The organism is Streptomyces sp. RPA4-2, from assembly GCF_012273515.2.
Taxonomy (GTDB): Bacteria; Actinomycetota; Actinomycetes; order Streptomycetales; family Streptomycetaceae; genus Streptomyces; species Streptomyces kaempferi.
The window spans coordinates 5,741,325-5,754,459 of the sequence record NZ_CP050975.2 but is presented as its reverse complement, the minus strand read 5'-3'; the positions used below and the strand labels follow the sequence as shown (position 1 = coordinate 5,754,459).

Annotated in this window: 10 protein-coding genes; 8 read left to right on the top strand and 2 right to left on the bottom strand. The window is 70.8% G+C overall.

The window, feature by feature from the left end; genetic code table 11:
• Positions 1-88: 88 nt before the first annotated feature.
• From HEP85_RS25260 to HEP85_RS25245, 4 genes are read left to right on the top strand one after another with little or no spacing between them, the layout of a single operon-like run.
• A complete protein-coding gene (locus HEP85_RS25260) occupies positions 89-1,180 on the top strand; it encodes a substrate-binding domain-containing protein (RefSeq protein ID WP_168529968.1) in 1,092 nt (363 codons plus the stop codon).
• Positions 1,177-2,349 (top strand): toxic anion resistance protein, encoded by a 1,173-nt coding sequence (locus HEP85_RS25255; RefSeq protein ID WP_168529967.1) that lies wholly within the window; start codon positions 1,177-1,179, stop codon positions 2,347-2,349. Before HEP85_RS25260 ends, HEP85_RS25255 begins: the two co-directional genes overlap by 4 nt.
• A 35-nt stretch (positions 2,350-2,384) precedes the next feature.
• Complete coding sequence (locus HEP85_RS25250; RefSeq protein WP_248002520.1) at positions 2,385-3,884, top strand: VWA domain-containing protein; 1,500 nt, start codon at positions 2,385-2,387, stop codon at positions 3,882-3,884.
• Positions 3,871-4,479, top strand: a complete 609-nt coding sequence (locus HEP85_RS25245; protein WP_211118059.1) for a hypothetical protein — start codon at positions 3,871-3,873, stop codon at positions 4,477-4,479. The genes HEP85_RS25250 and HEP85_RS25245 overlap by 14 nt, the downstream gene beginning before the upstream one ends.
• Before the next feature lie 210 nt (positions 4,480-4,689).
• Here the strand turns inward: HEP85_RS25245 and HEP85_RS25240 are convergent, their stop codons facing one another.
• Positions 4,690-6,513 (bottom strand): phosphoenolpyruvate carboxykinase (GTP), encoded by a 1,824-nt coding sequence (locus HEP85_RS25240; RefSeq protein ID WP_168529965.1) that lies wholly within the window; start codon positions 6,511-6,513, stop codon positions 4,690-4,692.
• A gap of 333 nt (positions 6,514-6,846) precedes the next feature.
• Between HEP85_RS25240 and HEP85_RS25235 the strand changes: the two genes are divergently transcribed.
• The 4 genes from HEP85_RS25235 to HEP85_RS25220 all read left to right on the top strand — a co-directional run bounded on the left by HEP85_RS25235 (position 6,847) and on the right by HEP85_RS25220 (position 10,738).
• The gene (locus HEP85_RS25235; protein ID WP_168529964.1) at positions 6,847-7,572 is read left to right on the top strand and encodes a hemolysin III family protein; all 726 of its coding nucleotides are present in this window, start codon (positions 6,847-6,849) and stop codon (positions 7,570-7,572) included.
• Between the two features lie 209 nt (positions 7,573-7,781).
• Complete coding sequence (locus tag HEP85_RS25230) at positions 7,782-9,350, top strand: MFS transporter (RefSeq protein WP_168529963.1); 1,569 nt, start codon at positions 7,782-7,784, stop codon at positions 9,348-9,350.
• On the top strand, positions 9,347-9,991 hold the full coding sequence (locus HEP85_RS25225; RefSeq protein WP_168529962.1) for a TetR/AcrR family transcriptional regulator: 645 nt from the start codon (positions 9,347-9,349) through the stop codon (positions 9,989-9,991). Before HEP85_RS25230 ends, HEP85_RS25225 begins: the two co-directional genes overlap by 4 nt.
• Before the next feature lie 12 nt (positions 9,992-10,003).
• Entirely contained in the window at positions 10,004-10,738 is a 735-nt protein-coding gene (locus HEP85_RS25220; RefSeq protein WP_168529961.1) for a Mut7-C RNAse domain-containing protein, read from the top strand.
• Here the strand turns inward: HEP85_RS25220 and HEP85_RS25215 are convergent.
• Positions 10,735-13,104, bottom strand: coding sequence for a galactose oxidase-like domain-containing protein (locus HEP85_RS25215; protein ID WP_369657832.1), 2,370 nt, complete (start codon positions 13,102-13,104; stop codon positions 10,735-10,737). The genes HEP85_RS25220 and HEP85_RS25215 overlap by 4 nt on opposite strands.
• Positions 13,105-13,135: the final 31 nt, after the last annotated feature.

The window sequence follows — 13,135 nt, the reverse complement described above, 5'->3', positions numbered from 1 at the left end:
GTTCCGGTTGCATACCGGGATAGGTCGGTCACTCCCCGTTCACCCGGTGCCTCCGGGAACGTTGGATTCCGGGAGCATTCTCCTCGGTGTGAGACGCATCGTGGGAATCGTCCTGGCGGTCCTGCTGATCGGCGGCGTGGCAGCAGCCGTCGTAGCGGGCCGCGAAGGTCAGGACACGGGCACGGCAACGAAGACCGTGCATGGAGTGATCGGTTCGGAGAAGGCGGAGTTCTTCGCCGACCCCGACGTGGTGAAGGCCCTCGCCGCCAAGGGCTACACCGTGAAGACGGAGACCTCCGGGTCCTGGGCCATGGAGGGCCTGGACCTCAAGGGGTACGACTTCGCCTTCCCCTCGAGCCAGGCCCCGGCCGACGAGCTCGCCGCCAAGTACCACGCGCGGCAGCCGCTGCCGCGCCCCTTCTACTCGCCCCTCGTGGTCGTCGCCCACCGCAGCGCCGCCGAGGTGCTGGCGGCGAACGGGCTCGCGACCCTCGGCAAGGGCTCCGGCACGCTCAGGATGGCCGCGTACCTCAAGGCCGCCGAGCACGACCGGACCTGGCAACAGCTCAAGGGGGCCGGGGCGCACGGGGAGCTGACCGGCACGCTGTACATCGCCACCACCGACCCCGCCACCTCCAACTCCGGCGCGCTCTACCTCGCCGCCGCCTCGTACGTCGCCGACGGCGGCCGGGTCGCCGCGGACACCGCCGCCGTCACCCGCACCGCGCCCCTCATGCGCAAGCTCATCAGCGTCCAGGGGGCCCAGCAGACCAGCACGGACGCCGCGTTCAGGGACTTCGTCAGCGGGGCCGGAAACCCGCTCGTGCTCGTGTACGAGTCACAGGTCGCCTCGCTGCTCGCCCAGGGCCAGGACGTCGGTGACCTCACGGTCCTGTACCCGGACACCACCGCGAACAGCGACCACACCGTCGTACCGCTGACGGAGGCCGGCCGTGCGCTCGGCGAACTCCTCAGCAGTGACCCGGTTCTGCGCAGGCTGGCCGTCAGGCACGGGTTCCGGCCGCAGGGCGCGAGCGCGGAGTTCACGGCGGCGACCGCCGCCCACGCCACCTATCTCAACCAGAAACTGACCGGCGTCCGGCAGGCGCCCGTGCCCGCCTCCGCGGTGCTGCACGAGATGGCCCGCCGGGCGAAGGGCCAGGGGGGAAGCACATCATGAGCATCGAGGACACGTTCACCCTCACGCCGCCCGAGGCCGTCGCGCCCGTGCCGCGTGAGAAGGCCGGCGGGCTCGTTCCCGTCGACCCGTCCGTGCAGGACGAGATGGCGCGCCGGGCCGCCGAGTACATCGGCGGGCTCGCCTCCCTGGACGCCCGTTCACCCGAGTTCGCGGGCAAGGTCGGGGAGATCGCGGGGCTGGGCGCGAGCGAGATGCGGGGAGCCGCCGCGCAGTCCAACCGGATGCTGGAGCGCACCCTGCGCAGCCTGCCCTCGAAGGGCGAGGACGCGCAGTCGCACGTCGCCGGCTCGCTCGTCGAACTCCGGCGCGTGGTGGAGGATCTGGACCCGCGCGACCTGCCGGCGAGCAAGGGGCGCAAGCTCCTGTCGCGGCTGCCGGGCGGCAACAAGCTGCGCGACCACGTCGCCAAGTACGCGTCCTCGCAGGCCACCCTGAACAAGATCGTGGGCTCCCTGCGCGGTGGCCAGGACGAACTGCGCCGTGACAACGCGGCGTTGCAGACCGAGCGGGTCCGGCTCTGGGAGACGATGGGCAAGCTCCAGGAGTACGTGGTGCTGACCCAGGCCCTGGACACGGCCGTCGAGGAGCACATCGCGGGCGTCGACGCCGCCGACCCCACGCAGGCCGACACCCTCCGCTCGGACGTCCTCTTCCCGGTGCGCCAGAAGCATCAGGACCTGCTGACCCAGCTCGCCGTGTGCGCGCAGGGCTATCTGGCCATGGACGTGGTCCGGCGCAACAACGACGAACTCATCAAGGGCGTCGACCGCGCCGCCACCACCACGGTCTCCGCGCTGCGCATCTCCGTGATGCTCGCCTCCGCTCTCGACAACCAGCGCAAGGTCGTCGACCAGGTCAACGCGTTGCGCGGCACCACGGAGGAACTGATCCGCGGCAACGCCGAGATGCTCGCCACGCAGAGCGGCGAGATCCAGCGCATCGCCGCCGACCCGGCCGTCGGCGCGGAGACCCTCCGTACCGCCTTCCAGCAGATCTACCGCACCCTCGACGCCATCGACACCTACAAGGTCCAGGCCACCGAGTCGATGGCGGCGACCGTGGAGTCCCTCACCTCGGAACTCCAGCAGGCGAGCGTCTACCTGGAGCGCAGCCGGTCGCGCGGCGCCCTGGACGGAGGGTCCGCGTGAGACCACGACTGACCGCTCTCGCCGTCCTCGCGCTGCTGACGGCGTGCACCTCACACCCGCAGCAGGAGCAGCGGTCCGGGCAGAACGCACCCGAACCCGGCACCCTGCGCGTCCTCGCCTCCAGTGAACTCGGCGACATGCGGCCGGTGCTGGAGCAGGTCCGCAAGGACACCGGCATCACGGTCCGCCCCACCTACCTGGGCACCCTCGCCGCCGTGGACCTCCTCGCGCGCGGCAAGGTCGACGGCTCCTACGACGCGCTGTGGCTGTCGTCCAACGACTATCTGCGGCTGCGGCCCGAGGCGGCGAAGAAGGTCGTCTCGGAGACGCCGGTCATGTCGAGCCCGGTGGCCATCGGGGTGAAGCCGGCGACCGTGAAGGCCCTGGGCTGGAGGCCGGACGACGTCACCTGGCCGCAGGTGGAGAAGGCGGTGGCGGAGGGCCGGCTGACGTACGGCATGACCGACCCCGCCCGCTCCAACTCCGGTTTCTCCACCCTGATCTCGGTCGCCTCGGGCCTGTCCGGAGCGCAGTCGGCGCTCACCGAAGGGGACGTGGACAAGGCGACTCCACGCCTCAAGGAGTTCTTCAAGGGCCAGAAGCTGACCTCGGGGTCCTCCGGCTGGCTGGCGAGCGCGTACCGGCGCCGCGGCACCGTGGACGCCCTGTTCAACTACGAGTCCGTCCTCAAGGGGATGAAGGACCTGACGGTCATCCGGCCGCGCGACGGCGTCGTGACCGCCGACTATCCGCTCTCCTCGCTCGCCGCCACGGACAAGAACACCCGGGAGACCGTCCGCCGTCTCACCGAGGCGCTGCGCACCCCGGCCGTCCAGCGGCTCATCACCGAGCGCACCCTGCGCCGTCCGGTGGTCGCCTCCGTCGCCCCGGCGGCCGGCCTCGACACGAGCAGACGGCGCGAACTCCCCTTCCCCGGCAGCCGGTCCGTCGCCGACCGACTCCTCGACTCGTACGAGAACCAACTCCGCCGGCCCTCCCGGACCGTGTACGTCCTGGACACCTCCGGCTCGATGCGCGGCAGCCGGCTCGACCGGCTGAAGAAGGCGCTCACCTCCCTGACGGGCGACTTCCGCGAACGCGAGGAGGTGACGCTGATGCCGTTCGGATCAGACGTCAAGAGCGTCCGCACGCACCTGGTGCGGCCCGCCGACCCGGGGGCCGGACTGGACGGCATCCGGGCGGACACCCGGGCGCTCAGCGCCTCCGGCGACACCGCGATCTACACCTCGCTGGAGAAGGCGTACGAGCATCTGGGTGCCGACGACGACTCGTTCACGTCGATCGTGCTGATGACCGACGGCGAGAACACGACGGGCTCGGGCCCCGGGCACTTCGACGGCTTCTACCGCGAACTGCCGGGCGCGCAGCGGGAGATCCCCGTCTTCCCGATCCTCTTCGGCGACTCCGACCGCGACGAGCTCGGGCACATCGCCGACCTGACCGGCGGCCGTCTCTTCGACGCCCGCAAGGGTTCGCTCGACGGCGCCTTCGAGGAGATCCGTGGCTACCAATAGGTTCGTGGGCTATCTGGAGTCCCGCAAGAACCTGGCCGGGAGCGCCTGCGGGCTCGGCGGGCTGGCGCTGACCTTCACGGGGCTGGCGGGCGTGTACTGGCCCGTCGTCGTCGCGGGTCTGTACGGCGCGGGCGCGCTGATCTCGCCGCCGGAGCGCCCGCCGCTCCCGGACTTCCCGGACCCCTCCGCGCAACTGGAGGAACTGCGGGCCGACTTCACCACCCTGCGCGGGTACCTGGACGGCGTCGAGCTGCCTCCGGCGGCCGCGGGCCGGCTCACCGAGCTGAGCGAACTCCTGGCCGCGCTGCTGGACCCCGGCTGGGTCGCCGAGGTCCTCGCGCGCGACCCGGAGGGCGTGCACGCGCTGTCACGTGCCGTACGGCAGGACATTCCCGAGGCCGTCGACACCTTCGTACGGACCCGGTGGTGGACCCGGCTGACGCCCGGCACGGAGCCGCCGGAACGGCATCTGGAGCGGCAGCTCACCCTGCTGCACGAGGAGGCCGACCGGCTGGCTGGGACCCTGCGGGAGGCGGAGGCGCGGCGCCAGGAGACGCACACGCGCTACCTGGAGGACCGCGGCCGCTCGCAGTGACCGGCCGGGGTTCCCGGGGTTGATGACGGTCGCCGGGGCCCCGCACACGGTCGTGCGGAGCCCCGGCGGGGTGCTGTCACCGCGGCCGGCCCTGGCAACGTCGCAGGTCAGGGCAAGTCCGGCCGGCCGCGGAGCGGGTGGGGGCACCGAGGGCGCGTCGGCCTCTTCCCGCCGGGCGGCCGGCGCCCGGCGGGAAGGGACGGACACGGCCTAGCCCAGACGCTGCACCAGCGCCCGGTATTCGTCCCACAGCTCCTTCGGGGTGTGCTCGCCGAAGGTGTTGAGGTGCTCGGGCACGAGCGCGGCCTCCTCGCGCCACACCTCCTTGTCGACGGTGAGCAGGAAGTCGAGGTCCGACTCGGACAGGTCGAGTCCCTTGGTGTCCAGGGCTCCCTTGGCCGGCAGGACGCCGATGGGGGTCTCGACGCCCTCGGCACGGCCGTCGAGGCGGTCCACGATCCACTTCAGGACACGGCTGTTCTCGCCGAATCCCGGCCACACGAACTTGCCCGCGTCGTTCTTGCGGAACCAGTTCACGTAGTAGATCTTCGGGAGTTTGGCCTGGTCCTTGTCCTTGGCGACGTCGATCCAGTGCCCCATGTAGTCGCCCATGTTGTAGCCGCAGAACGGCAGCATCGCGAACGGGTCGCGGCGCAGTTCACCGACCTTGCCCTCGGCGGCGGCGGTCTTCTCGGAGGCGACGTTCGCGCCGAGGAAGACACCGTGGTTCCAGTCGAAGGACTCCGTCACCAGCGGTACGGCCGTGGCGCGGCGCCCGCCGAAGAGGATCGCCGAGATCGGCACGCCCTTGGGGTCCTCCCACTCGGGCGCGATGATCGGGCACTGGTCGGCGGGGACGGTGAAGCGGGCGTTGGGGTGGGCGGCCGGGGTGCCGGACTCCGGCGTCCAGTCGTTGCCCTTCCAGTCGGTGAGGTGGGCGGGAGTCTCCTCCGTCATCCCCTCCCACCAGATGTCGTTGTCGTCGGTCAGCGCGACGTTGGTGAAGACCGAGTTGCCCCAGAGCGTCTTCATCGCGTTGGCGTTGGTGTGCTCACCGGTGCCGGGCGCGACGCCGAAGAAACCGGCCTCGGGGTTGATCGCGTACAGCCGGCCGTCCTCGCCGAACCGCATCCACGCGATGTCGTCACCGATGGTCTCGACCGTCCACCCGGAGACGGTGGGCTCCAGCATGGCGAGGTTGGTCTTGCCGCACGCGCTCGGGAAGGCCGCGGCGACGTACTTGGACCCGCCCTGCGGCGGGGTCAGCTTCAGGATGAGCATGTGCTCGGCGAGCCAGCCCTCGTCCCGTGCCATGACGGAGGCTATGCGCAGGGCGTAGCACTTCTTGCCGAGCAGCGCGTTGCCGCCGTAGCCCGAGCCGTACGACCAGATCTCGCGGGTCTCCGGGAAGTGCGAGATGTACTTCGTGGAGTTGCACGGCCACGGCACGTCGGCCTCGCCCTCGGCGAGCGGCGCCCCGAGCGTGTGCACGGCACGCACGAAGAAGCCGTCGGTGCCGAGCTCGTCCAGGACGGGCTGTCCCATGCGGGTCATGGTGCGCATGGAGACGGCGACGTAGGCGGAGTCGGTGATCTCGACGCCGATCGCGGAGAGGTCGGAGCCGAGGGGGCCCATGCAGAACGGGACGACGTACATCGTCCGGCCCTTCATCGAGCCGCGGAAGACTCCCTGCTCACCGGTGAAGATCTCCCGCATCTCCGCGGGCGCCTTCCAGTGGTTGGTCGGGCCCGCGTCCTGCTCCTTCTCGGAGCAGATGAACGTCCGGTCCTCGACCCGCGCGACATCGGTCGGGTCGGAAGCTGCGTAGTAGGAGTTGGGGCGCTTGATCGGGTCGAGCTTCTTGAAGGTGCCCTTGCGCACGAGCTCCTCGCTCAGCCGCTCGTACTCGGCCTCGGATCCGTCACACCAGACCACGCTGTCCGGCTGCGTCAGTTCGGCGATCTCGTTGACCCACGAGATCAGGTCCTTGTGCTGGGTGGGAACGGTGGAGGGAGCCGCGATGTCGCGCGCCACGATTGCTCCTAGATGAGGGGTTTTGTTTGTTGTGCCCCTTGGGGGCTGCGACCCGGATGCTTCACGGTGAGGGAACCCTGGCGCTCATCCGGTGCCGACCGCACTCATTTGATCATCCGACGCATCCGCCCATATGTCCAGAGGGCCTCACACCTGAGCGGAGTGAGCATCGCCACGTGTACCCGCGCTTCTTTGCGTCCACACGGGGTTCAGCTGAAGGATTTTTTGCCTGAACGTCGCAGCACGTCAGGAGCGTGAGAAGATGGCTGTTCTTGACCGGTCGGCGCGCCGTACTGATACGTAACTTACGGTTCCGTAGGTACGATTCGGCGTATGACTGCGCCCGTCCCCGACGCGCCCACGGACTCGCCGGCCACAGGCCGCGGCCCCGCAGCGCCACCCCTGTCGCAGCCGGAATCACATCCGGTCAAGCCCAAGCTCCGCGGCTGGCTGCATCTCGGCATGTTCCCGGCCGTCCTGATCTCCGGCCTGGTGCTCACCGCCCTCGCGAGCTCGACCCGCGCCCGCATCGCCTGCGGGATCTTCGTCCTGACCGCCTGCCTGCTGTTCGGGGTCAGCGCGCTCTACCACCGCGGCGACTGGAGCCCGCGCATGGACGGCGTGCTGCGCAGACTCGACCACGCCAACATCTTCCTGATCATCGCGGGCACCTACACGCCGCTGACGATGCTGTTGCTCCCGGAGGCCAAGGGGCAGTGGCTCCTGTGGAGCATCTGGGGCGCGGCGGCGGCCGGCATCGCCTTCCGGGTCTTCTGGGTCGGGGCCCCCCGCTGGCTCTACACCCCCTGCTACATCGCGATGGGCTGGGCCGCCGTCTTCTTCCTCCCGGACTTCATGCGCACGGGCGGGATCGCCGTCCTCGTCCTGGTGATCGTCGGGGGCCTGCTCTACAGCGCGGGCGGAGTGATCTACGGGATCAAGCGCCCCAACCCCTCCCCCCGCTGGTTCGGCTTCCACGAGGTCTTCCACTCGCTCACCCTCGCGGCGTTCGTCGTGCACTACGTGGGCATCTCGCTGGTGGCCTACCAGCACGGCTGACCCCACCGGCCGGCCTCTTCCCGGCACCCTTTCCGGCCACCCCAGGGCCGCGGCTCGCAAGCCGCGGCCCTTTGCCGTGCCCGGAACACCCCGCAGGCACCGGCCGCCCCGACAGGCGCCGGCCGACACCGGCAGGCGCACCCACAGGCGCCGTACCGACAGACACACCCCATTGACAGCTACCATCTTTTGAGAGTTACTCTCATTTCATGGTGACTGTCACTCAGAATGACGCCGTGGGGCGCGACCCCCGCCGCTGGTGGGCCCTGGGGGCCCTGGTCGCGAGCATGCTCGTGCTCGGCTTCGACATGACGATCCTCAACGTGGCACTGCCGACGATGGCCCGTGACCTGGACGCGAGCACGGGCGAACAGCAGTGGATGGCGGACGCCTACGTCGTCGTCTTCGCCGCGCTGATGCTCCCTGCGGGCCTGCTGGGCGACCGCTTCGGACGGCGCCGGATGCTCATCACCGGCCTCGGCGTCTTCCTGGCCGGCTCCCTGGTGGGCGCGCTGGTCGACGACGTCACCCCGCTGATCCTCGCCCGCGCGCTGATGGGTGTCGGCGGCGCGCTCGTGATGCCGCTCGCGATGGCCGTCCTGCCGTCGCTCTTCGGACCCGAGGAGCGCACCAAGGCGGTCGGCGCGGTCTCCGCCGCCTCCGCGCTGGGCCTGCCGCTCGGCCCGATCCTCGGCGGCTGGCTGCTCGACCACTTCTGGTGGGGCTCGGTCTTCCTGGTCAACGTGCCCATGGCCGCGATCGGCATCGCCGCCTGCGTCTTCCTGCTCCCCGAGACCCGCGACCCGGCCTCGCCCAAGGTCGACATCGTCTCCACGGCGCTCACCGCGGCCGGCCTCAGCATCCTCATCTACGCGATCATCGAGGCCCCGCAGCGCGGCTGGGGCGATCCGCTGATCCTCGGCCTCTTCGCCGCCTCCCTCGTCCTGATCGCGCTGCTCGTCGTCCGCGAACGCCGTAGCCCCCGCCCGATGCTGGACCTCTCCCTTCTCACCCGGCGCGGCTTCCTGCTCAACACGCTCGCGGCGACCCTCGTGATGTTCGTGCTGTCCGGGCTGATGTTCGTGCTGCCGCAGTATCTGCAGGCGGTCCTCGGACACGACGCGTTCGCCACCGGGGTGCGGATGCTGCCGATGATGGGCGGACTGCTCATCGCCTCCAGGGGCGCCCAGCCGCTGCTGGCGAGGTTCGGCGCGCGAGCGGTGATCAGCGGGGGCCTGGTCACCCTCGCCTTCGCCGCGGTCCTCGGCAGCCGTACGACCGTCGACGACGGCTACGGCTTCACCGCCCTGTGGCTTTCGATCGCCGGACTCGGCTTCGGCTTCGCCGTGGTGCCCGCGATGTCCGCCGCCCTCGGCGCGCTGCCCCGCGACCGCGCCGGCAGCGGCTCGGGACTCCTGATGACCGTGCGCCAGGTGGGCAGTGCGATCGGTATCGCGCTGCTCGGCTCACTGCTGGCGAGCACGTACGGCGACCGGCTCGACACCTCCGGTCTGCCGCACGCGGCCGCGGACACCGCCGCGGACTCGGTGGTCGGCGCCCACGTGGTCGCGGCACGGCTCGGCGACCACGCGCTCGCCGCCTCCGCGGACGCCTCCTACCTCCACGGCATGGACCTGGTCCTGCTGGTCAGCGGGATCGCGGCACTCGTCACCGCGCTGCTCGCCGCGGCACTGCTGCCCAACCCCGAGCCCGCCCCCGCCCACGCCGCCGAGGAGGACACCGGCATGGCTCCGACGCCCGCCGATGCCCGACAATGAGCGTCATGGCCGCCACCGCACACAGCTCCCCGACCGCCCCGGGCACCCAGCCGGGGCTCAGGGAGCGGAAGAAGATGAAGACCCGGATCGCGATCCGTGAGGCGACGTACCGGCTGATCCAGGAGCAGGGGTACGACGCGACGACCGTCGAGCAGATCGCGGAGGCGGCCGAGGTCTCCCCGTCCACGGTCTTCCGCTACTTCCCGGCCAAGGAGGACATCGTCCTCACGGACGAGTACGACGCGCTCCTCGAGGCGGAACTGCGGGCACGGCCCGCGGACGAGCCGTGGTTCGACTCCCTGCGGTACGTGCTGACGAAGGCCATCGGCCTCGGGAACTCCGAGGAGCCCGAGGTGACCCGGCTGCGGACCCGGCTGATGGTCGAGATCCCCGCGGTCCGCTCCCGGATGATGGAGAGCATGTCCGTCACGGGCCGACTGCTGTGCCGGGCGATCGGGGAACGCGTCGGCCGGGATCCCGACAGTCTCGAAGTGCGCGTCTTCGCGATGTCGCTGATCGGAGGCCTGCTGGAGACCTCGCTGTACTGGGCCGAGGGCGGCCACCGCGAGGACTTCGCCGATGTCGTCGACCGTGCGGTGGACGTCCTGGAGCACGGCCTGCCAGTGGCGAAGGGCTCATGACATCCTGACCGGGTGAACGGACCGGAGATCCTCGTCGCCTTCGCCCCGGAGCTGGGCCTGTTCGTCCCCCACGCGCGGCGTTCCGGCGCCACCGCCGTCGTCACCGACGGCTCCTCGACCCTCGGCCATGTCGTCGAGTCGCTCGGCGTCCCGCTGACCGAGGTCGGCGCCCTGGTCGTGGACGGCCGGGAGGTCCCGGTGTCACACGTCCCGGCGGCCGGCGAGTCCGTACACGTCCGAGCGGTCGAGCGCCCGCAGCGGGTCCCCGGCGCCCCGCTCCGCTTCCTCCTCGACGTCCACCTCGGCACCCTCGCCCGCCGCCTGCGCCTGCTCGGCGTCGACACCGCCTACGAGTCCACGGACATCGGTGACCCGGCCCTCGCCACCCGCTCCGCGGCGGAGCGGCGCGTCATGCTCAGCCGCGACCGGGGACTGCTGCGCCGCCGCGAACTGTGGGCGGGCGCGTTCGTCTACAGCACCCGGCCCGACGACCAACTCCGGGACGTCCTGGGCCGGTTCGCACCCGAGCTGCGGCCCTGGACGCGCTGCACCGCCTGCAACGGTCTGCTCCGGGAGGCCGCCAAGGAGCAGGTCGCCGGCCAGCTGGAGGACGGCACCGAGCGGTCGTACGACGTGTTCGCGCAGTGCCGGGAGTGCGGGCGCGCCTACTGGAGGGGCGCGCACCACGAGAACCTGGAGGCCATCGTGGGGCGCGCCCTCGCCGAGTTCGGACGGGTCGAGAGTTAGGGCCCGTTCACGTCCTCGGCGCCGCAGGCCACACCGTCCCGGTCGGGGTCGAGGCCCAGCGGGTCGTCCTTTCCGTTGACCTCGAGGCGGCCGTAGTCGTTGGCCTTCAGCCACGCGCAACGCGGGGCCGTCGCCTTCTTGACGCCGGCCGGGAAGACCGTCGGCACGCAGACGTTGACGCCGCCGTAGTGCCGGTCGCAGCCGGAGATCGTGGTGCTGACCTGCTGCGCGTTCCGCTTCTTGCCGCCCTTGGTGACCGTGCCCCCCAGGGAGCCGGCGAAGGAGTGGACGTGCGCCGATGCGGTGTCCGTGGCGAGCGCGGGCGGGCCCTGCAGATGCACCCATTCGGCGACCGACGGGACGCCGTTGGCGTCGACCGCGAAGAGCATGTACCAGCCCGGCGGCGCCAGGTCGGGGTTGCTGGTCACGTTCAGGTCGACGTTGTCGCCGTCCACGCTCAGCGGCAGGTCCACGAACCGCTGGTTGGGGTCGGACGAGTGCGTCACCGCGGCGGGCCGGATCAGCTCCGCCTTCACGACGGGCCGGTCGACCGTGATGCGCTGGGTGTCCCCGTACACCCACTCGTTGTCGATCACGGAGGTGATCGCCGGGCGGGTGCCCTTGAGCAGGTAGGGCGGCGTGTAGACGGACACGTTGTGGTTCCAGGTGCCGTTGCCCGGGTTGTCGCCGGTGGCCATGACGCGGCCGTCGGGCAGCAGGAACGCGGAGGAGTGGTAGCCGCGCGCCTCGGGGTCGGCGGCCACCGGGGCGAAGGTGGAGGAGGCCGGGTCGAAGACCGACGCCTCGTAGACGGGGTCGGCCCGGTTGTGCAGACCGCCGCCCGTCTCCAGCACCTTGCCGTCGGGCAGCAGGACGGCGGAGACGTACATCTTGCCCTGCCCGCCCGTCTCCGGGACCTTGCCGTTGCCGAGGTCGACGGTGCCCTGCGGGATCTGGGGACCCATCGTGTACGCCGGGTTCGCGGCCTTGAGATCGATGATGTCGGTGAGCCGGCCCGCGTCCGGGTTGGAGTCGATGTTGCCGCCGCCGAGCGTGAGGACCTTCTGGTCCTGGGCCGGGGGCAGCAGCACGCTGGCGGACTGGTCGCGCTCGTCCTTGTTCCGCAGCCCCGGGATCGCCGTCACCGTGTTCGCGTCGTAGTCGTAGATCGCCGAGCCGGTACCCGGGGTGCCGTTGCCGAAGACGTGACTGCCCGAGTAGAAGAGCCGCCCGTCCTGCATCAGGATCATCGACGGGTACAGACCCCAGTACGACCAGGTCTGGTTGACCTGTGTGAACGGCAGCCACCGCTGCTGCGCCGCCGACCAGCGCTCGGCCGTCACCGACCCGGTGGAGTCCTCGCGCAGGCCGCCGAACGAGATGACGTCACCGTTGCCGAGCTCGGTGGCCGACGGGTACCAGTGGCCGTCGTTCAGGTCGTTCGTCCTGCTGTACGTCTCGGTGACGGGGTCGAAGACGTACGACTCCTTGTACCCCTCGTAGCCGTGCCCGCCCGCGACCGGGAACGCCTTGTTGCCGCTCATCACCAGCACCCGCCCGTCGGCGAGCTGGACGTGCCCCGAGCAGAACATGTCCTTCGGCGTGGGGATCACCTTGTACGTGCCGTTCGCCGGGTCGTAGACCGCGCTGGTGAACGTGCCCGCGTCGAAGTTCTCCTCACTGTTGCCGGACCCGGCGATCAGCAGCACCTTGCCGTTGTTGAGGACGACGGAGTGCATGGAGCGCACCGGGTTCTGGGTGGGAAGCACGTCCCAGCGGCCGCCCGCGCACTGGTCGGCCGGGGCGGTGCAGGTGGCGGGCGGGATCGGGTCGACGACCTGCTCCATCGTGTAGTCGTCGGTGGTCGCCGAGCCGGTGCCGTACACCGAGACACCCCAGGTGATCCGGTCGGTACCGGCCGGGACGGCGGGCGTACGCACGCTCGCCGAGGTCCAGGCCGCCGCCATGTCCAGGGTCTTCAGGTCGGTCCAGTACTGCCAGCCCGCCGTCGTGTCGTGCCGGAAGAGGGTGAGGGCGGCGTCCGGGGTCGTCGTCCTGTACCAGAGGCCCAGGTCGTACTGCCTGCCCGCGGTGACCACCGGCGCGCAGGCCGCGGACTCCGTGATCAGCGCCTTGCGGTCGCCGTCCACGCGCCGGGTCAGGCTGACCTTCATGGCCTTGGAACCGGAGTGCGATCCGCTCACTGTGGCGAACGTGAAGTCGTTGTCGCCCCAGCCGGACTTCTCCCAGCAGTACGGCATGCCGTCCGCACCGGCGGTCTCGAAGCCCGGGTTGGTGACGAGGTTCGCGGCTGAGGCGGGCTGCGGCGGCGAGACGATCAGCAGCCCGGCGGCGAGTCCCGCCACGGCCAGGAGTGAGGTTCTGCGGCGTGGTCGT